This window comes from Salmonella sp. SAL04214 (assembly GCF_046550615.1).
In the GTDB taxonomy this organism is placed as follows: domain Bacteria; phylum Pseudomonadota; class Gammaproteobacteria; order Enterobacterales; family Enterobacteriaceae; genus Salmonella; species Salmonella enterica.
Map to the genome: position 1 here is coordinate 241,883 of NZ_JBGDXT010000006.1, position 19,470 is coordinate 261,352.

At 52.9% G+C, this 19,470-nt stretch carries 17 protein-coding genes; 10 read left to right on the top strand and 7 right to left on the bottom strand.

All coding sequences use genetic code 11. The annotated features are described in order from the left end of the window. Positions 1-29: 29 nt before the first annotated feature. From ACLJQD_RS12980 to glxK, 5 genes are all read left to right on the top strand, one after another. Positions 30-1,277, top strand: a complete 1,248-nt coding sequence (locus ACLJQD_RS12980) for an MFS transporter (protein ID WP_000005070.1) — start codon at positions 30-32, stop codon at positions 1,275-1,277. A 95-nt stretch (positions 1,278-1,372) separates the two neighbouring features. After that, positions 1,373-2,827 carry an allantoin transporter gene (locus ACLJQD_RS12985; RefSeq protein WP_017441717.1) on the top strand — a complete coding sequence of 485 codons (1,455 nt, stop codon included), beginning with the start codon at positions 1,373-1,375 and terminating at the stop codon, positions 2,825-2,827. Between the two features lie 78 nt (positions 2,828-2,905). After that, a complete protein-coding gene (allB, locus tag ACLJQD_RS12990) occupies positions 2,906-4,267 on the top strand; it encodes an allantoinase AllB (protein WP_000006865.1) in 1,362 nt (453 codons plus the stop codon). 58 nt (positions 4,268-4,325) lie between these two features. Then, positions 4,326-5,624 (top strand): uracil/xanthine transporter, encoded by a 1,299-nt coding sequence (locus ACLJQD_RS12995; RefSeq protein ID WP_017441718.1) that lies wholly within the window; start codon positions 4,326-4,328, stop codon positions 5,622-5,624. A gap of 22 nt (positions 5,625-5,646) precedes the next feature. After that, positions 5,647-6,795 (top strand): glycerate 3-kinase, encoded by a 1,149-nt coding sequence (gene glxK / locus ACLJQD_RS13000; protein ID WP_000706331.1) that lies wholly within the window; start codon positions 5,647-5,649, stop codon positions 6,793-6,795. A gap of 78 nt (positions 6,796-6,873) precedes the next feature. Here the strand turns inward: glxK and allE are convergent, their stop codons facing one another. From allE to allD, 3 genes are read right to left on the bottom strand one after another with little or no spacing between them, the layout of a single operon-like run. Then, positions 6,874-7,659: a (S)-ureidoglycine aminohydrolase gene (allE, locus tag ACLJQD_RS13005; protein WP_000540985.1), complete on the bottom strand. Its 786-nt coding sequence runs from the start codon at positions 7,657-7,659 to the stop codon at positions 6,874-6,876. Positions 7,660-7,669: 10 nt separating this feature from the next. Continuing rightward, positions 7,670-8,905: an allantoate deiminase gene (gene allC / locus ACLJQD_RS13010; RefSeq protein ID WP_017441719.1), complete on the bottom strand. Its 1,236-nt coding sequence runs from the start codon at positions 8,903-8,905 to the stop codon at positions 7,670-7,672. A 21-nt stretch (positions 8,906-8,926) separates the two neighbouring features. Beyond that, complete coding sequence (gene allD, locus ACLJQD_RS13015; RefSeq protein WP_017441720.1) at positions 8,927-9,976, bottom strand: ureidoglycolate dehydrogenase AllD; 1,050 nt, start codon at positions 9,974-9,976, stop codon at positions 8,927-8,929. A gap of 315 nt (positions 9,977-10,291) precedes the next feature. On the opposite strand from allD, the gene ACLJQD_RS13020 reads away from it, so the two are divergent. Genes ACLJQD_RS13020 through ACLJQD_RS13035 form a run of 4 tightly spaced genes read left to right on the top strand, consistent with a single transcriptional unit; the run spans position 10,292 to position 14,943 of the window. Further along, positions 10,292-11,956, top strand: coding sequence for an acyl-CoA synthetase FdrA (locus ACLJQD_RS13020; RefSeq protein ID WP_017441721.1), 1,665 nt, complete (start codon positions 10,292-10,294; stop codon positions 11,954-11,956). A 9-nt stretch (positions 11,957-11,965) separates the two neighbouring features. Further along, a complete protein-coding gene (locus ACLJQD_RS13025; protein ID WP_000495330.1) occupies positions 11,966-13,225 on the top strand; it encodes a DUF1116 domain-containing protein in 1,260 nt (419 codons plus the stop codon). Positions 13,226-13,236: 11 nt separating this feature from the next. Then, a complete protein-coding gene (locus tag ACLJQD_RS13030; RefSeq protein WP_000821192.1) occupies positions 13,237-14,046 on the top strand; it encodes a DUF2877 domain-containing protein in 810 nt (269 codons plus the stop codon). A 3-nt stretch (positions 14,047-14,049) separates the two neighbouring features. After that, positions 14,050-14,943 carry a carbamate kinase gene (locus ACLJQD_RS13035; protein WP_000855337.1) on the top strand — a complete coding sequence of 298 codons (894 nt, stop codon included), beginning with the start codon at positions 14,050-14,052 and terminating at the stop codon, positions 14,941-14,943. A gap of 40 nt (positions 14,944-14,983) precedes the next feature. Here the strand turns inward: ACLJQD_RS13035 and purK are convergent, their stop codons facing one another. The 4 genes from purK to ppiB form a co-directional block, all read right to left on the bottom strand. Beyond that, a complete protein-coding gene (gene purK, locus ACLJQD_RS13040; RefSeq protein WP_017441722.1) occupies positions 14,984-16,051 on the bottom strand; it encodes a 5-(carboxyamino)imidazole ribonucleotide synthase in 1,068 nt (355 codons plus the stop codon). Next, positions 16,048-16,557: a 5-(carboxyamino)imidazole ribonucleotide mutase gene (purE, locus tag ACLJQD_RS13045; RefSeq protein ID WP_017441723.1), complete on the bottom strand. Its 510-nt coding sequence runs from the start codon at positions 16,555-16,557 to the stop codon at positions 16,048-16,050. The genes purK and purE overlap by 4 nt, the downstream gene beginning before the upstream one ends. 117 nt (positions 16,558-16,674) lie before the next feature. Then, on the bottom strand, positions 16,675-17,397 hold the full coding sequence (gene lpxH, locus ACLJQD_RS13050) for a UDP-2,3-diacylglucosamine diphosphatase (RefSeq protein WP_017441724.1): 723 nt from the start codon (positions 17,395-17,397) through the stop codon (positions 16,675-16,677). Between the two features lie 2 nt (positions 17,398-17,399). Beyond that, positions 17,400-17,894, bottom strand: a complete 495-nt coding sequence (ppiB, locus tag ACLJQD_RS13055; RefSeq protein WP_000255991.1) for a peptidylprolyl isomerase B — start codon at positions 17,892-17,894, stop codon at positions 17,400-17,402. Between the two features lie 172 nt (positions 17,895-18,066). Between ppiB and cysS the strand changes: the two genes are divergently transcribed. Further along, a complete protein-coding gene (gene cysS, locus ACLJQD_RS13060; protein WP_000912377.1) occupies positions 18,067-19,452 on the top strand; it encodes a cysteine--tRNA ligase in 1,386 nt (461 codons plus the stop codon). Positions 19,453-19,470: the final 18 nt, after the last annotated feature.

A 19,470-nucleotide genomic window follows, 5' to 3' on the forward strand; every position in this document is an offset into this window, starting at 1 on the left:
ACAAGGAACACTCTGTAAAGGTGAAGAACATGAGTGAAACTAAAAAATCCGGAATTGATTACTGGAAACAAATTGTTGTCGTAATGAGTCTGGGCTGGGTAGCGATTTGGATCTATCGCACCGTGCTTACGCCAATTTATCCAGAAATTCAGGCATCTTTAGACAATGTAAGTAATGCTGAAATAGGCGCCATTGCAAGTTTTTACTTTTTTGCTTACTGCAGTATGCAAATCCCTTGCGGAATATTGGTCGATAAATTCGGTCAAAAAATCATGCTGATGGCCGGATTTACGCTTTTTATTATTGGTACACTCTGTATCGCGAAAGCCAATGGCCTGACCATGATCTATATAGGGTCGCTAATGGCAGGTGGCGGATGCGCTTCTTTCTTTAGCTCGGCTTATTCACTCTCTTCGGCAAACGTGCCGCAGGCCCGTCGGGCATTAGCCAACGCGATTATCAACAGCGGGTCGGCTATAGGGATGGGGATTGGCTTAATCGGTTCCAGCGTATTAGTAAAAAACATGAGCATGGCCTGGCAGAATGTACTGTATATCGTGGCCGCGATATTAGTAATCATGCTGTGCGTCTTTACGCTGATCATTCGCGGTAAAGCCAAAAGCGACTCTGCGCAAGCGGAAAAGCAAACCCAAACCGTTACGGAAGATGAGAAACGCGCACCTTTATTCTCTGGTTTATTGTGTAGCGTTTACTTCCTCTATTTCTGTACCTGCTACGGTTACTATTTGATAGTGACCTGGCTGCCCTCTTATCTACAGACTGAAAGAGGATTTGATGGCGGAGCTATCGGGCTGGCATCAGCGCTGGTGGCGGTAGTTGGCGTACCGGGGGCGTTATTTTTTAGCCATCTGTCAGATAAATTCCGTAACAGTAAAGTTAAGGTTATTCTCGGTCTGGAAATTGTGGCGGCAGCAATGTTGGCGTTTACGGTTTTGTCCCCGAATACCACGATGCTGATGGTCAGCCTGACGCTATACGGCTTGCTGGGGAAAATGGCAGTAGACCCGATCCTGATCTCCTTTGTATCTGAACAGGCTTCGGCAAAAAGTCTGGGAAGAGCTTTCAGCCTTTTTAATTTCTTTGGCATGAGTTCAGCGGTTGTCGCCCCAACGTTGACCGGATTTATTTCGGATGTAACGGGGTCGAAGGAGATCAGTTTTGTGATTTCAGCATGTTTAGTGGTCACCGGAACACTGATCTTTGCTGTCGTCACTTTATATAAAAAGAAAGCAACGCAACGTATTGCTTCAGCTTAAAAATAATTATATCTACTAATTCTTTATTTTATATTTATTTGTTCCTCATAGCTAAACCCATAACAACGTTATCCGATGCGTGAACAGAGGGATTTATGGAACATCAAAGAGAGCTATACCAGCAGCGCGGTTATAGCGAAGACTTATTACCTAAAACAGAAACCCAACGAAACTGGAAGGCATTTAACTATTTCACCTTATGGATGGGATCTGTACATAACGTGCCAAATTACGTTATGGTCGGCGGTTTTTTTATACTGGGGCTATCAACATTTAATATCATGTTGGCCATTATTATCAGCGCATTATTTATTGCGGCGGCGATGGTAATGAATGGCGCGGCAGGCAGCAAATATGGCGTTCCTTTTGCTATGATATTGCGAGGTTCTTACGGCGTCCGCGGCGCGCTATTCCCTGGATTATTGCGAGGGGGAATCGCGGCAATTATGTGGTTCGGCTTGCAGTGTTACGCGGGATCGCTGGCATTTCTTATTTTGATTGGGAAGATCTGGCCAGGATTTCTGACATTAGGTGGAGATTTCAAGCTGCTGGGTCTTTCACTGCCAGGGCTAATTACTTTTCTAATTTTTTGGATTATTAACGTTGGCATCGGTTTTGGCGGTGGTAAAGTATTAAATAAATTTACCGCTATCCTCAATCCATGTATTTACATTGTCTTTGGCGGCATGGCTATTTGGGCAATATCGCTGGTCGGCATTGGCCCGATTCTGGACTATCTGCCTTCAGGCGTGCAAAAAGCAGAGCACAGCGGCTTTCTGTTCCTGGTGGTGATTAACGCCGTAGTCGCCGTCTGGGCAGCGCCAGCGGTGAGCGCGTCCGATTTCACGCAAAACGCGCATTCATTTCGCGCTCAGGCATTGGGACAAACGCTGGGGCTTATCGTAGCGTATATATTATTCGCCGTAGCCAGCGTGTGCATTATTGCCGGAGCCAGTATTCATTATGGTATGGATACCTGGAACGTGCTGGATATTGTGCAGCGTTGGGACAGTCTGTTTGCTTCATTCTTTGCGGTGCTGGTGATTCTGATGACGACAATTTCAACCAACGCCACCGGTAATATTATACCTGCGGGGTATCAAATTGCGGCGCTTGCCCCGACAAAGCTTAACTATAAAAATGGCGTAATGATTGCCAGTATTATCAGTCTACTGATTTGCCCATGGAAATTAATGGAGAATCAGGACAGTATTTATCTGTTCCTCGATATTATCGGCGGTATGCTTGGCCCGGTAATCGGCGTAATGTTAGCTCATTATTTTGTGGTAATGCGTGGAAAAATTAATCTTGATGAGCTGTACACCGCCAGCGGTGATTACAAATATTATGATAATGGATTTAACCTGACTGCATTTTCAGTCACCCTGGTCGCAGTCATTCTGTCATTAGGCGGCAAGTTTATACCATTTATGGAGCCTTTATCCCGCGTGTCCTGGTTTGTAGGCGTAATAGTTGCGTTCGTTGCTTATGCGCTATTGAAGAAACGCACGGGTTTTGAAAATACAGGAGAGCAAAAACTCGTAGGTTAACTATTGAAAAAGCATTAAGCGTATTTAATGAAGTGTGCGCTATTTAAAAACTATCTGTATCCATACAAGGAGTTTGTTATGTCTTTTGATTTAATTATTAAGAACGGTACTGTCATCTTAGAAAACGAAGCGAGAGTTATCGATATCGCCGTCCAGGGCGGAAAAATCGCTGCGATTGGCGAGAACCTGGGGGAAGCGAAAAATGTGCTGGATGCGACGGGATTGATCGTTTCGCCGGGCATGGTTGACGCGCATACCCACATTTCTGAACCGGGCCGTACCCACTGGGAAGGCTATGAAACCGGTACGCGCGCGGCGGCGAAAGGCGGTATTACCACGATGATTGAGATGCCGCTCAATCAGCTGCCGGCGACGGTCGATCGTGAGACGATTGAACTCAAGTTTGACGCGGCAAAAGGTAAATTGACCATCGACGCCGCGCAGTTGGGCGGTTTGGTCTCTTATAACCTGGATCGGCTGCATGAGCTGGACGAAGTGGGCGTTGTCGGCTTCAAGTGCTTTGTCGCCACCTGCGGCGATCGTGGCATCGATAATGATTTTCGCGACGTTAATGACTGGCAGTTTTACAAAGGCGCGCAGAAACTGGGGGAGATGGACCAGACGGTACTGGTACATTGCGAAAATGCTCTGATTTGCGATGAGCTGGGCGAGGAAGCTAAACGTGAAGGACGCGTAACGGCGCATGATTATGTCGCCTCACGTCCGGTATTTACTGAAGTGGAAGCCATTCGTCGCGTGCTGTATCTGGCGAAAGCGGCAGGTTGCCGTCTGCACGTTTGCCATATCAGCAGCCCGGAGGGGGTAGAGGAAGTAACGCGCGCGCGTCAGGAAGGCCAGGATGTCACCTGTGAATCGTGCCCGCACTATTTTGTCCTCGACACCGATCAGTTCGAAGAGATTGGCACCCTGGCAAAATGTTCTCCGCCAATTCGCGACCAGGAAAACCAGAAAGGGATGTGGGAAAAACTGTTTAACGGCGAAATCGACTGCCTGGTATCCGACCACTCTCCATGCCCTCCAGAAATGAAAGCAGGCAATATCATGCAAGCATGGGGCGGAATTGCCGGACTGCAAAACTGCATGGACGTCATGTTTGATGAAGCGGTGCAAAAACGCGGTATGTCGTTGCCGATGTTTGGCAAATTAATGGCGACCAACGCCGCCGATATTTTTGGTCTGAAACATAAAGGACGTATTGCCCCCGGCAAAGATGCTGACCTGGTCTTTATTCAGCCTGACAGCAGCTATGTTCTGAAAAATGAAGATCTGGAATATCGCCATAAAGTCAGTCCGTATGTTGGCCGTACTATTGGCGCGCGTATTACCAAAACGATTTTGCGCGGCGATGTTATTTATGACATCGAGCATGGCTTCCCTGTGCCGCCAAAAGGTCAGTTTATCCTTAAACATCAGCAGTAATCCGGTGTGATTTAATGCCCGTCGTCACGACGGGCATTCTCTATTTTAAGGTGTGGATATGTTCCCTGTTATTAACCGCGAAAGTGTATTGTCCGGCTTTCAGTGGTTTTTCTTTATTTTCTGTAACACGGTTGTGGTTCCCCCTACCTTGCTGTCCGCTTTTCATCTTCCCGCTGATAACCTGTTAATGCTCACACAATACGCTTTTTTGACCACCGCGTTGGCCTGCCTGGTTCAGGCATTTTGCGGCCATCGCCGCGCCATTATGGAAGGGCCGACAGGGTTGTGGTGGGGCGCTATTCTTACGATTACGCTTGGCGAGGCGTCTCGCGGCACGCCGTTGAACGATATCGCCTCCAGCCTGTCGGTCGGGATCGCGATCTCCGCGATGGTGACGATATTTATCGGCATTAGCGGCTTAGGACACCGTCTGGCTCGCCTGTTTACGCCGGCGGTAATGGTTTTTTTCATGCTGCTTTTGGGCGCGCAGCTGACCTCAATATTTTTTAAAGGCATGCTGGGGCTGCCTTTTGGCATTGCCGATACCAGCGCCAGAATCAAATTGGCCCCCTTTGGGTTGGCGGTCGCGGTGATGTGTTTTATCCTCGCGATGATTATTTTCCTGCAACAGCGTATCTCCCGTTACGCGTTACTGGTAGGGACCGTGGTCGGGTGGGGGCTATGGCGGTTATGCTTTCCTTCATCACACTTACCGCCGGGTGAATTAAGCTGGCGATGGTTTCCGCTGGGCAGCCACGGCACGCTGATGCCGGGCATTATTGTGACGGCGGTGATGACGGGGTTAGTCAACATCAGCAACACTTACGGCGCCATCCGCGGTACCGATATCTTTTATCCGCATCAAGGGTCGGGCAGTTCTCGTTATCGCCGAAGCTTTATTATTTCCGGACTGATGACGTTAGTGACTGTGCCTTTCGCGGTCGTGCCTTTTTCGCCTTTTGTGTCTTCCATTGGTTTATTAACGCAAACCGGCGACAGTTCTCGCAAATCCTTTATCTGCGGTAGCGCGCTGTGTCTGCTGGTTGCCATTATAACGCCGTTAACCCGCTTATTTTGCGCTATTCCACTGGCGATCAGCAGCGCCGTTATGCTGGTCTCTTATTTACCTTTACTTTATTCCGGTTTGGTTTTTAGCCAGCAAATTACGTTTACCGCGCGGAATATTTATCGCCTGGCATTACCGCTTTTTGTCGGCATTTTTTTGATGGGGCTTCCTCCGGTCTATTTACAGGATCTTCCACTGATGATTCGTCCTCTGCTTAGCAACGGATTACTGGTGGGAATCTTACTGGCAGTGCTTATGGAAAATCTTATTCCGTGGGAACGCATTAAATAACATGAGAAAACAAGGAGACATGATGAAGATTGTAATTGCGCCAGATTCATTTAAAGAGAGCTTAAGCGCTGATAAATGCTGTCAGGCTATTAAAGCGGGATTTTCAACCGTATTTCCTGATGCGCGCTATGTCTGTTTACCGATCGCCGATGGTGGAGAAGGAACCGTGGACGCGATGGTGGCAGCGACTGGCGGGAAACGGGTTTCTGTGGACGTTAGCGGGCCGATGGGGGAAAAAGTAAACGGATTTTATGGCCTGACCGGCGACGGCAAAACGGCGATTATTGAAATGGCGGCGGCGAGCGGATTGATGCTGGTGGCGCCCGAGGCGCGTAATCCGCTGCTGGCATCCAGTTTCGGCACCGGCGAATTGATTCGTCACGCCCTGGACGCGGGGATTCGCCATATTATTCTGGGTATCGGCGGCAGCGCCACGGTGGATGGCGGAATGGGAGTAGCGCAGGCGCTCGGTGTGCGTTTTCTGGACGCGCAGGGAACGCCGCTTGGCGCCGGAGGGGGCAATTTATCGCGCCTGGCGAGCATTGACCTGCAGGGGTGCGATCCGCGAATTTCAGAGTGTCGTATTGAGGTCGCCTGTGATGTTGATAACCCGTTGGTGGGGCCACGCGGCGCGGCGGCGGTATTCGGTCCGCAGAAAGGGGCGACGCCTGAAATGGTTGAGACGCTGGAAAATGGATTACGTAATTATGCCCGTGTTTTACATGCCCTGACCGGACGCGACATGTCTCAAATACCGGGCGGTGGAGCGGCCGGAGGAATGGGGATTGCTGCTATCGTCTTCCTGGAAGCGGAAATGAAGCCCGGTATTGAGATTGTTATGCAGGCGGTGAAGCTGGAGGAGGCGGTAAAAGAGGCCTCGCTGGTGATTACCGGAGAAGGGCGAATCGACTCGCAAACGGCGGGAGGAAAAGCGCCGATAGGCGTCGCGTCAGTGGCGAAACGGCATCACGTCCCGGTTATCGGCATTGCCGGCGTACTGGGCGACGGCGTGGAAGTGGTCCATCGCCACGGTATTGATGCGGTATTCAGTATTTTGCCGCGGCTGGCGCCTTTGCCGGAAGTTCTGGCGAACGGTGAACAAAATCTCTACCACAGCGCCTGTAATATTGCCCGCGTCATCAAACTTGGCCAGGACATCGGGACTCGTTAAGCATAAAAAAAGCCACGGTTCTCACCGTGGCAAAATCCAACATAGCTAAATAAAAATAATCAGGAGGGCTGCCCACCGTTAAATCATAACGTCGCGGTTACAGTCTTTGGAGTAGATGTAGCTGAATGCTTCGCCACGACCTACACCGTATCCGGCCTGCAGGGAATAAGCACCCATGAAGATGTAGTCGCCTTTTTTCACCGGCACCCAGTTGTTGTCGAGGTTATAAACTCCCTGGCCGGAAAGGATATAAGCGCCATGTTCCTGGACGTGGGTTTCAATATAGCCGTGGCTGGCGCCCGGTTCGAACGACAGAATATGCATATTCATATCGAAGCCCAGCTCTTTAGGCAGGAAATCCAGCAGAATAACATCTTCCATGCCTTCATAATGAATACGCTCCAGCTGGCTGGCATTGCCGGAAACCAACCACGGGGCATGCCCCTCGACAGGAGTATAGCGGCGTTTATATAAAAATAGCTGGCTGTCTTCCGTTTGAGCGTTGCTAAAGGTCATCATCTCGCCCGGTGGACAATAGAGGTATCCGCCCTGGGTTAAAGAGAATGTTTTTCCTTCTGCTTTAGCTTCAATATTTCCCGTAATGACATAGAGAAAAGTTTCAATCCCCTCGCCGCCAAAGCCCTGCTGGTTGCCGCCATTCTGATGTAAGGTGACCAGATAATCGACGAAAGAAGCACCCAGCTTCGGCGTCGAAAGGATGGTGACGTCACAGTTTTCAAAGCCGGGAATAATATTTTTCACCAGACCGTCCGGCGTTAAGAGCGCATAGTTACCGTGTTTTACAATGGCGCGGTTCGCCAGTAAATCATCGCGGTAACCCGTGACGTTATTCAGATATCCCATTGATGGCTCCTTATTTTTGCCAGGCAAGTTGATGCAGCATTAATGCCAGAGTTTTGACCCCTTCAGCAAGATCATTAATGTTGGTACGTTCCGCCGGGTTATGGCTGATACCATTAATGCTGGGGACGAAAATCATACAGGTAGGGACGCGCGGCGCGAAAATTTGCGCGTCATGACCTGCGCCGCTATGCATTATGCGATAGTTCAGTTGTTCGGTTTCACACAGCCTGGTGAGGGACGCGACCAGTTCGGCGTTCATCGGCACCGGCGCTTCGTCCATCCACAAATCGATATCGATGCTGATATCCATTTCATCGCAGATGGCGCGCATATCGTTTTCCAACTGTTCGGTAAATTCGCGAAGTACCGCGGCGTCCGTATGCCGGCAATCGATTGTAAATGTGGTTTTTCCAGGGACTACATTGACCGTATTCGGCTGCGGCTCAACTTTGCCGAACGTTAATACCAGGGGATCGCCATGCTGTTTGGCTTTTTCAATGGACTGACTGCAAATACGACTGAAGGCGTGCACCGTATCGCGACGATAGCCCATTGGCGTTGTGCCTGCATGGTTGGACTCGCCGTTGAGCGTCACCGTGTAGCGACGTTGCCCGACGATGGCGTTGACGACGCCAATCGACTGTCCGTTGCTCTCCAGAACGCAGCCTTGCTCAATATGCAATTCAACAAAGGCGCGGATATCGGTTCGCGCAGCGAGCGGCGCGGCGGGAAGGGTAAATCCGCACGCCTGCATAGCGTCGACAAAGCCTGTGCCTTTGGCGTCCTGGATATGGCGTACCTCTTCAGGATTCGCCAGGCCAAAAATGTTCTTGCTGCCCCAAAAAACGTAAGGGAAACGGCTGCCTTCTTCCTCAGCCATTGACACTACCTCGACGGTGCGCAGCGGCGCGCCGTAGGTCGCTTTTAGCCAGTCGAGCGCCAGCCAGGCGGCAAGCGCGCCGAATTGCCCGTCCAGATTGCCGCCGTTGACGACCGTATCAATATGCGAACCGCTTAAAATCACCTGCTCCGGAAATTGTGTGCCGCAAAGGCGGCCATATAAATTTCCGACGTCATCAAAGCGTGTCTCCAGACCGCTTTCTGCCATTCGCTTTTTAAACTGCTGCTGTGTTTCCAGCCACTCAGGCGAATAAAGTAAACGCGTCATTCCACCCGTAGGATCGGCTCCAATGGAAGAGAGCCAGGGCAATGTTTCTTCTATCGCGTGGCGAAAATGCTTTATCATAGAAAATTCCTGTTTCAATAATTATTGGGCAAAGGGATTTTTTGTTTCGTATGACTTGAGATAGAGGGCATCGGAAATCAGATATTGATAAATATCATCGACAATATCGATACCATTCATATCGGCATTTTTCTGTTTAATATCCTGATCCTGTCCAGGATAATAAACCTGTTTAAAACCGGGGGCGGGCTTCACGGAATTGAGTTCCTGCATGGTCTGACTAATATGTTTGCGGAATAATTCACAGGAAGAAAAGAACGCCGGATTAATGACCAGATGAAGTTGTCCTAAATTGCGTCCGGCGTGTAAATCTTCATACATCGAACTGACCTGGCGGCCAAACGGCAGCCCCAGTAGAATACCGGACAGAATATCGATCATCATCATCAGGCCGTAACCTTTCGGGCCTGCGGCGGGTAATAACGCATTGACGGCAAAAGGATCATGTGTCGGCGCGCCGTTTTTATCAACGGCCCAATTCTCCGGAATGGACTCATTGCGGGACCGTGCATCGAGGACTTTTCCCCAGGCCTGCACGGTGGTGGCCATATCAAAGGTAATGATGTCGTCGCCTTCGCCCGGCGCGGCAAAGGCCAGCGGATTAGTGCCATAGTAAATATCCGCCCCGCCAAACGGCACGACCATAGGATCGGACTGACAGATAGACAGACCGATCAGGCCTTCGCGAGCAGCCTGGCGGACGAAATAAGAGATGGCGCCGCTATGGCCCATTCTGCTAATGCCGACAACCGCGACGCCATTTTTTTTGGCTATTTCAATAGCATGCTCCATTCCCATTTTGGCTGCGACCTGTCCGGCAGCATTATCGGCATGCAGTATCGCCGTACAGGGACCGGTATTCTCAATGCGGAACGTCGGCTCCCGGTTGGTGCCGCCTTTTGAAATTCGTTCGGCATAATATTCAACGCGTACGGCGCCATGTGAGTGAATACCTCTGGCATCTGCATAAACCAGTACGTCGGCGACGGTGGCGGCGTGCTCACGTTTTAGCCCGGCTTTATAAAGCTTATTTTCGATAAGCTGATGGAGTGTTTCCCGACTGATTTTCATCTGTCTTCCTTTTTAACGACGGTGTGAAGCATGACTGCGATTAACATACCGGGAAAATAAAATGATTATGTGATCCAGACAGGCAAAAAAATATAATTAGAATTTATTTGATAATCAGGCGGGTTTTATCTTTTTGCTTAAATAAAAAGCTTTTTTAGAAAATCATAACTAATCCTTTAGCCGTTGTTTGAATTCTTTTGTTAATAAATTTGATGTGACGTTAATCACTCTATTTACCCTCCCGGATATATACCGTGAAGCGCACATTAACACTGCTCGTGCAATTGCAATGGGTGCAATTATTAAGGAGTTGTTATGATCCACGCCTTTATTAAAAAAGGGTGTTTTCAGGACTCTGTCAGCTTAATGATTATTTCTCGAAAGCTGAGTGAGTCCGAAAATGTTGATGATGTATCGGTAATGATGGGTACGCCTGCGAATAAGTCGCTGCTGGAAACTACCGGTTTCTGGCATGACGATTTTCATGGCGCTACGCCCAATGACATTTGCGTGGCGATTCGTACCGAAGCGGTAGATGACGGCATTACGCAAGTGATTGTGCAACAGCTCGAAGAAGCATTGCAGCAGTTGGCGCAGGGAAGCAGCGGCAGCCAGTCGTTAATCCAGGTCAGACGCTGGGAAAGCGCCTGTCAGAAACTGCCAGAGGCGAATCTGGCGCTGGTATCGGTGGCCGGCGAATATGCGGCGGAACTGGCGGAGCAGGCGCTGGATCGTTCGTTGAACGTGATGATCTTCTCCGATAATGTCACGCTGGACGACGAAATCAGACTAAAACGCCGGGCGCGTGATAAAGGACTGCTGGTCATGGGGCCGGATTGCGGCACCGCTATGATCGCCAATACGCCGCTGGCTTTCGCTAACGTCATGCCAGAGGGCAACATCGGGGTGATTGGCGCTTCCGGCACCGGTATTCAGGAGCTCTGTTCACAGATTGCGCTGGCGGGGGAAGGGATTACCCATGCCATCGGGCTTGGCGGACGCGATTTGAGCGCCGAGGTCGGCGGGATCAGCGCGCTAACGGCACTGGACATACTCAGCGCGGATGAAAAGAGCCAGGTGCTGGCCTTTGTCTCCAAACCGCCTGCCGATGCGGTTCGTCAGCATATTATCGCGGCGATGAAAGCCACCGGGAAACCCGTTGTAGCGCTGTTCTTAGGGTTTTCCTCCCCCGTTGCGCGTGAGGAAAACGTCTGGTTTGCCTCGACGCTGGATGAAGCCGCCCGACTGGCATGTTTATTGTCTCGCGTGACGTCGCAGCGTAAAGAAATGGTTTCAACAGGCGGCGTGATTCGTGGTCTCTATACCGGCGGAACGCTGGCGGCGGAAGCGGCGGGGCTACTGGCCGGCTATCTGGGCGTCGCGGCGGATACGGAACATCACCATGGCATGATGCTTGACGCTGACGGCCACCAGATTATCGATCTGGGCGATGACTTTTATACCGTTGGGCGACCACATCCGATGATCGACCCGGCGTTACGTAATCAGCTTATCGCCGGGCTTGGCGCGCAGCCGCAGGTACGCGTGTTATTAGTGGACGTCGTTATTGGTTTTGGCGCGACCGCCGATCCCGCCGCATCGCTGATTCAGGCCTGGCAGAAGGCATGCGCCGCACGCGCCAGCGATCAGCCGCTGTTCGCCATCGCAACCGTCACCGGAACGGAACGCGATCCTCAGTGCCGCTCGCAACAAATCGCCGCGCTCGAAGATGCCGGCATCACGGTAGTGGATTCTCTTCCCGAAGCCACTCTGTTGGCCGCGGAACTGATTCGACCCACTCTCTCTTCCACTCATCCATCAGCTCCCCGGTTACTGGAAGCGGTAGCGGTGATTAATGCCGGGTTACGTAGCTTCGCGCTGGATTTACAGGCTGCCGGTATGCCCGTGGTGCACTACCAGTGGGCGCCTGTCGCTGGCGGTAATAAAAAACTGGCTCGTCTGTTAGAACGTTTGCAATAAGGGGTTCCCATGTTTACATCAGTGGCGCAAGCCAACGCTGCAGTCATCGAACAAATTCGTCGCGCACGTCCGCACTGGCTGGATGTGAAGCCAGCTTCTTCATTAATTAGCGTGCTCAATCAGGGGAAAACGCTTCTTCATGCCGGCCCGCCGATGCGCTGGCAAGAGATGACCGGCCCGATGAAAGGGGCCTGTATCGGCGCATGTCTGTTTGAAGGATGGGCCAAAGATGAAATGAGCGCGCTCGCGCTGTTAGAGCAGGGAAAGGTCAACTTTATTCCCTGCCATCACGTTAACGCCGTGGGGCCGATGGGCGGTATTACCTCAGCCAGTATGCCGATGCTGGTCGTGGAAAATATCACCGACGGCAATCGCGCGTACTGCAATCTCAACGAAGGGATCGGCAAAGTGATGCGTTTCGGCGCCTATGGCGAGGATGTTCAGCAACGTTTGCGCTGGATGCGTGATGTGCTGATGCCGGTATTAAGCGCGGCGCTGGGACGTCTGGAGCGGGGCCTCGACCTGACCGCAATGATGGCGCAGGGCATTACGATGGGAGATGAATTCCACCAGCGCAATATCGCTTCTTCCGCATTGCTGATGCGCACGTTGGCGCCGCATATCGCCCGTCTGGAACACGATAAGCAGCAGATAGCGGAAGTGATGGATTTTCTGAGCGTCACCGATCAATTCTTCCTTAATCTGGCGATGGCCTACTGTAAAGCCGCCATGGACGCGGGCGCGCAGATTCGCGCCGGCAGTATTGTGACGGCGATGACCCGCAATGGCGATATGTTTGGCATTCGGGTTAGCGGTCTGGGCGACCGTTGGTTCACCGCGCCTGTTAATACGCCACAGGGGCTATTTTTTACCGGTTTTTCGCAGGATCAGGCCAACCCGGACATGGGCGACAGCGCCATTACTGAAACGTTTGGTATTGGCGGCGCTGCGATGATTGCCGCGCCTGGCGTAACGCGTTTTGTCGGTGCCGGGGGAATGGAAGCGGCGAAATCTGTTTCTGAAGAGATGGCTGAAATTTATCTCGAACGCAACATGCAGCTACAAATCCCCGGCTGGGATTTTCAGGGGGCCTGTCTGGGACTGGATATCCGCCGCGTGGTCGAGACCGGAATTACGCCGCTGATTAACACGGGTATCGCGCATAAAGAGGCGGGGATTGGACAGATTGGCGCGGGAACCGTCCGTGCGCCGCTGGCCTGTTTCGAGCAGGCGCTGGAAGCGCTGGCGGAAAGCATGGGCGTAAGTTAAGAGAGCGCCTCATGAAACGTATCCATCCTCTTATGGCAAGCCGACAATCGGCGGATTATCGGCAACCCTGGCAGATGTCAGGGGTATGGCGTCGCTCTATTAATTTTGTGGCGAAAAGCGGTGAGTTATTAACGCTTCACCGTCGGGGGAGCGGCTTCAGTCCGGGAGGGTGGATACTGCGCGGCGGCGATTTTGACGCATTGCGCGATGTGCTCACCGATGGCGAAAAACCGCAGTCAACCGCTGCCGGTATTCAGATTGGCGAGTTTCTTTTATGCGAGCCGGAGAGGCGCTGTTCGCTGCGGGTTCCACGCTATCTTGCGTCGCCGCGTCTTAACGCGACGTACATGCAGCGTAGTGAGGAGACGGGACTGTTTGGGCCGTTAACCGTCGCCGCAGCTCAGCCTCTATGTCCGGAACTTCGCCAGTTTTGTCACTGCTTTCAGTCGGCGCTTGCAGGTGCTGCGACTGACTGGCGGCTATGGCTGGGTAAAGGGCCGGGCTTAACGCCCAGTCATGACGACACGCTGACGGGAATGTTGCTGGCGGCCTGGTATTTTGGCGCCATAGATGAACGCGCCGGGCGTAATTTTTTTGCCCAATCCGGCAGCCTTGATCGGGCGACGACGCTCGTGAGCGTTAGCTATTTACGCTATGCGGCTATGGGTTATTTCGCGTCGCCTTTACTCCACTTTATTCATGCGCTGCGACGAGATGTTCGCACAGAAACGGCGATTGACGGACTGCTGGCGCTGGGGCACACCTCTGGCGCGGATACGCTGCTGGGGTTCTGGCTTGGACAACAAATAGTAAAAGGATAGGGAATGAAAACGTTGGTAGTTGCTCTTGGCGGCAACGCATTATTGCAGCGCGGAGAAGCGCTAACGGCAGAGAATCAATATCGCAATATTGCCGACGCGGTGCCTGCGCTGGCGCGACTTGCCCGCTCGTATCGGCTGGCGATAGTACATGGCAACGGCCCCCAGGTCGGCCTGTTGGCTTTACAGAACCTTGCCTGGAAAGCCGTTGAGCCTTATCCGCTGGATGTGCTGGTAGCGGAAAGTCAGGGCATGATCGGCTATATGCTGGCGCAGCGTCTGGCGCTTGAACCCGATATGCCGCCGGTGACTGCGGTATTAACGCGAATAAAGGTATCGGCGGACGATCCTGCTTTTCTTGAACCGGAAAAGTTTATCGGTCCCGTTTATTCGCCAGAAGAGCAAATGGCGCTGGAAGCGACTTATGGCTGGCATATGAAACGTGATGGAAAATATCTGCGCCGTGTCGTCGCTTCCCCGGCGCCGCGTCAGATTATCGAAAGCGCCGCTATTGAGTTATTGCTAAAAGAGGGCCATGTGGTGATTTGCAGCGGCGGTGGCGGGGTACCTGTTGCTGGCGAGGGCGAAGGGGTCGAGGCGGTGATAGATAAAGACCTGGCGGCGGCATTGCTGGCGGAGCAGATAGCGGCCGATGGTCTGATCATTTTGACGGATGCGGATGCGGTGTATGAACATTGGGGAACGCCACAACAGCGCGCTATTCGTCAGGCTTCGCCCGATGAGCTGGCGCCGTTTGCCAAAGCCGATGGCGCGATGGGACCGAAGGTGACCGCGGTAAGCGGATATGTGAAGCGGTGCGGAAAGCCAGCATGGATTGGCGCGCTGTCGCGTATTGACGATACCCTGGCGGGCAGAGCGGGAACCTGCATCTGTCTGTGATCGCGACGGGCGGCGACAGAGAATGCGCCGCCCACGCTGTTTATTCAAGCTTACTTTGCGCCCAGATAATGCCGCTGGCGTATTCGCCCGGCAGGAGCGGAGAGAGCGCTTCCAGGGTGGCGCTAAGACGTGACGTATCGCTGTCGGTCAGATTCAGATGGCCGACTTTTCGCCCCGGACGTACCGCTTTATCATACCAGTGCAGATGTACCAGCGGCAGCTTCAGCCAGTCGTAATTCAGCTCGCTGCCGATCAGGTTGATCATCACCGACGGGGCGTTAATCACCGGCGCGGGCAACGGCAGGCCGGTAATCGCGCGCAAATGCAATTCAAACTGACTGATGCTGGCGCCATTTTGCGTCCAGTGTCCGCTGTTATGCACGCGCGGCGCCAGTTCATTGATTAGCAGGCCTTCCGGCGTGATAAAACATTCCATCGCCATTACGCCGACGTAGTTCAACGCCTGCATAATTGCTGACAGCATCGATTCCGCCTGCGCCTGCTGTTCGGCGTTCGCCTGTGGGAACGCGACGCTGGTCCGCAAGATGCCGTCCTGATGCAAATTGTGCGTTAGCGGGTAAAACACGGTACTGCCGTCATGAGCGCGCGCGCCGACTAACGACACTTCGCCGGAAAAATGGATACCGCGCTCAACAATACATTCGCCATAGCAGTCATCCGGCAGTTGCCCGGTTTCGTCCGCGCGTAGACGCCACTGCCCGCGACCATCGTAGCCGCCAACGCGACGCTTAATAATCGCCAGTTCGCCCAGACGGTCAAAGATGCCGGACCACTCGTCGGCGCTGGTCAGCAGCTGCCACGGCGCGGTCGCGAGTCCCAGTTTATCGAAAAGCTGTTTTTGTGTCAGACGGTCGGCGATGATCGGAAATACATCACGATTGACGAAGGCCGGGTGGCGCGCCAGCTCGCGGGTAAGCGCAGTTTCCGGCCAGCGCTCAATCTCTGCGGTAATGACGCTCTGCTGTACCGGAACGGCGGTAGGCTCTGCATCCAGACCAACCGGCCAGACGGCGATACCCAGCGGTTCGCCCGCCTGGCGCAGCATTCGGCCCAGTTGTCCGTTGCCGAGAACGCAAACTTGCTTCATAGCGTCCCCCGCGGATCGGGATTTTCCAGAACTTCATCGGTTTGCGCTTTGCGCCAGTCGGCGATGCGCTGATGCAGTTCCGCGTCGTGTTGCGCCAGAATCTGCGCGGCGAGCAGGGCGGCATTAGCCGCACCGGCTTTACCGATCGCCAGTGTACCCACCGGAATGCCGCGCGGCATCTGCACAATGGAGTAAAGGCTATCCACGCCGCTTAGCGCAGCGCTTTGTACCGGCACGCCGAGTACCGGGACCAGCGTTTTTGCCGCAATCATTCCCGGCAGGTGCGCCGCGCCGCCCGCGCCGGCAATAATCACTTGATATCCGTTCCCTTCCGCCGTTTCGGCGAAGCTGAACAGTTTATCGGGGGTGCGATGGGCGGAAACCACTTCTACATGGTGCGGGACATCCAGAATTTCAAAAATTTCGGCGGCGAATTGCATGGTAGCCCAGTCGCTTTTGGACCCCATCACGATGGCGACACGCGCCGGATTATTGCGGGAAGACATGCGTCTTAAAACTCCTGTGGTGCGGGACACGCTGCTTTTGAGGTGTCAAAGAATAGCATGATAATCAGGCAAGGAAAACGGTTGCGTGTGCGCCGTAACGGACAATTCGACGAACATTTACAGGGGGAAGGCGATTAACTCAACGTTGTCCGGCGTGACTTTTACCATTGAACCTTCATGATGCCATGCGCCTAACACCACGCGGAACGCGGGCTGGTCGTTGACGGAAAGTTCATGCACTGCCGGGCGGTGGGTGTGACCGTGAACCAGCCACTGTACGCGGTGTTTTTCCATTTCGGCGACGACGGTCTGCGCATTGACGTCCATAATATCCAGCGATTTGCTGCTGTTGGCGGCTTTACTGCCGGCGCGCATTCTGGCGGCGATACGGCGGCGGATAAACAGCGGCAGGGTAAGGAACAGCCGTTGAACCCACGGATTATGGACTTTGGCGCGAAACGCCTGATAACCGGCATCATCGGTACAGAGCGTATCGCCGTGCATAATCAACACATTGCGGCCATACAGGTCGAGTACCTTTTCCTGCGGCAGTAGCGTCATGCCGCTTTCGCGGGCAAAGCGTTTGCCAATCAGGAAGTCGCGATTACCATGAATAAAGAAGCAGGGGACGCCGGAATCAACCAGCGATTTAATGGCAACGGCCATTTCACGATGTAGCGGGTTGGGGTCGTCGTCGCCAATCCAGGCCTCGAAGAGATCGCCAAGAATATACAGCGCGTCGGCCTGACGAGCTTCTACGGCTAAAAAACGCAGAAAACCGGCGACGATCGCCGGTTCTTCCGTTTGCAGATGCAAGTCTGCAATAAACAGTGTCGCCACGATTACTCGCTGACGGTCACGTTTTCAATGATGACGTCTTCTTTTGGTACGTCCTGGTGCATACCGCTACGGCCAGTGGCGACGCCTTTGATTTTATCTACCACGTCCATACCTTCTACGACTTCCGCAAAGACGCAGTAGCCCCAGCCCTGTAGACTTTCGCCGGAGAAGTTCAGGAAGTCGTTGTCTGCCACGTTGATGAAGAATTGCGCGGTAGCCGAGTGTGGCGCCTGAGTACGCGCCATCGCCAGCGTACCACGGGTATTTTTCAGACCATTGTTGGCTTCGTTTTTGATCGCCTCTTTGGTGGCTTTCTGTTTCATGCCCGGCTCAAAGCCGCCGCCCTGAATCATAAAACCGTTAATCACACGGTGGAAAATGGTGTTGTTGTAAAAACCTTCGCGGCAGTAGTCCAGGAAGTTTTTAACTGTTTCAGGCGCTTTATCATCAAAGGTTTTGATTACGATATCGCCGTGATTAGTGTGGAAAGTAACCATTTTTGCATCCTGTTCCAAGAGAGTGGTGCTTTAGCCCGCAATGGGGCACATATAGGGGCTTGTTATAGCATAACCGTAAGCTGCGATCACCTTGCAAAGTGTGCTGCTTCGATTACGAATAATATGTATCATACGGAGATTATTACCCACACACGTCTATACGGAATCTTCGATGTTAAAAATTTTTAATACACTGACGCGCCAAAAAGAGGAATTCAAACCCATTCATGCCGGGGAAGTCGGCATGTACGTGTGTGGTATCACCGTTTACGATCTCTGCCACATTGGCCACGGACGCACGTTTGTCGCTTTTGACGTTGTCGCGCGCTATTTGCGTTTTCTCGGTTATAAGCTGAAGTATGTGCGTAACATTACCGATATCGACGATAAAATTATTAAACGCGCCAATGAAAATGGCGAAAGTTTTGTCGCGCTGGTCGACAGAATGATTGCGGAAATGCATCAGGACTTCGACGCGCTGAATATTCTGCGTCCGGACAGCGAGCCGCGTGCGACGCACCATATTCAGGAAATTATCGAGCTCACCCGCACCTTAATCGAGAAAGGGCACGCCTATGTGGCGGATAACGGCGATGTGATGTTCGATGTACCGACCGATCCGACCTATGGGCAGCTTTCCCGTCAGGATCTTGAGCAGCTTCAGGCGGGCGCTCGCGTGGATGTCGTTGACGTGAAGCGTAACCCGATGGACTTCGTGCTGTGGAAAATGTCGAAAGAGGGCGAGCCGAGCTGGCCGTCGCCGTGGGGCGAAGGGCGTCCGGGCTGGCACATTGAATGTTCGGCGATGAACTGCAAGCAGTTGGGCAACCATTTTGATATTCACGGCGGCGGTTCCGATCTGATGTTCCCGCACCATGAAAACGAGATTGCCCAGTCCACCTGCGCGCATGACGGCGAATACGTCAACTACTGGATGCACTCCGGTATGGTGATGGTGGATCGCGAGAAGATGTCCAAATCGCTGGGCAACTTCTTTACCGTGCGCGACGTGCTGAAATACTACGATGCGGAAACCGTGCGCTACTTCCTGATGTCCGGGCATTACCGTAGCCAACTGAACTACAGCGAAGAGAACCTCAAGCAGGCGCGCGCCTCGCTGGAGCGGCTATACACTGCATTGCGTGGAACGGATAAATCAGCGGCCCCGGCGGGCGGCGAGGCGTTTGAAGCGCGTTTCGTGGAAGCGATGAATGACGATTTCAACACGCCGGAAGCCTACTCCGTCCTGTTTGATATGGCGCGTGAAGTCAACCGTCTGAAGGGCGAAGATATGACCGCCGCGAATGCGATGGCGTCTCATCTGCGGAAGATTTCCGGCGTGCTGGGACTGTTGGAGCAGGAGCCGGATGTTTTCCTGCAAAGCGGCGCGCAGGCGGATGACGGTGAAGTCGCGGAAATTGAAGCCTTGATTCAACAGCGTCTGGATGCCCGTAAAGCGAAAGACTGGGCGGCGGCGGACGCGGCGCGCGATCGTCTCACTGAAATGGGTATTATTCTGGAAGATGGCCCGCAGGGCACCACCTGGCGGCGTAAGTAAGCGCTTTTACAGGCCGCT

What these genes read in the sequence shown, in the direction of transcription:
- purE (WP_017441723.1), bottom strand. Translation starts at nt 16,557, where the DNA reads ATGTCTTCCCGCAATAATCCGGCGCGTGTCGCCATCGTGATGGGGTCC.
- allE (WP_000540985.1), bottom strand. Translation starts at nt 7,659, where the DNA reads ATGGGATATCTGAATAACGTCACGGGTTACCGCGATGATTTACTGGCG.
- ACLJQD_RS12980 (WP_000005070.1), top strand. Translation starts at nt 30, where the DNA reads ATGAGTGAAACTAAAAAATCCGGAATTGATTACTGGAAACAAATTGTT.
- glxK (WP_000706331.1), top strand. Translation starts at nt 5,647, where the DNA reads ATGAAGATTGTAATTGCGCCAGATTCATTTAAAGAGAGCTTAAGCGCT.
- cysS (WP_000912377.1), top strand. Translation starts at nt 18,067, where the DNA reads ATGTTAAAAATTTTTAATACACTGACGCGCCAAAAAGAGGAATTCAAA.
- ACLJQD_RS13020 (WP_017441721.1), top strand. Translation starts at nt 10,292, where the DNA reads ATGATCCACGCCTTTATTAAAAAAGGGTGTTTTCAGGACTCTGTCAGC.
- purK (WP_017441722.1), bottom strand. Translation starts at nt 16,051, where the DNA reads ATGAAGCAAGTTTGCGTTCTCGGCAACGGACAACTGGGCCGAATGCTG.
- ACLJQD_RS12995 (WP_017441718.1), top strand. Translation starts at nt 4,326, where the DNA reads ATGTTCCCTGTTATTAACCGCGAAAGTGTATTGTCCGGCTTTCAGTGG.
- allB (WP_000006865.1), top strand. Translation starts at nt 2,906, where the DNA reads ATGTCTTTTGATTTAATTATTAAGAACGGTACTGTCATCTTAGAAAAC.
- ppiB (WP_000255991.1), bottom strand. Translation starts at nt 17,894, where the DNA reads ATGGTTACTTTCCACACTAATCACGGCGATATCGTAATCAAAACCTTT.
- ACLJQD_RS13030 (WP_000821192.1), top strand. Translation starts at nt 13,237, where the DNA reads ATGAAACGTATCCATCCTCTTATGGCAAGCCGACAATCGGCGGATTAT.
- ACLJQD_RS13035 (WP_000855337.1), top strand. Translation starts at nt 14,050, where the DNA reads ATGAAAACGTTGGTAGTTGCTCTTGGCGGCAACGCATTATTGCAGCGC.
- allD (WP_017441720.1), bottom strand. Translation starts at nt 9,976, where the DNA reads ATGAAAATCAGTCGGGAAACACTCCATCAGCTTATCGAAAATAAGCTT.
- allC (WP_017441719.1), bottom strand. Translation starts at nt 8,905, where the DNA reads ATGATAAAGCATTTTCGCCACGCGATAGAAGAAACATTGCCCTGGCTC.
- ACLJQD_RS12985 (WP_017441717.1), top strand. Translation starts at nt 1,373, where the DNA reads ATGGAACATCAAAGAGAGCTATACCAGCAGCGCGGTTATAGCGAAGAC.
- ACLJQD_RS13025 (WP_000495330.1), top strand. Translation starts at nt 11,966, where the DNA reads ATGTTTACATCAGTGGCGCAAGCCAACGCTGCAGTCATCGAACAAATT.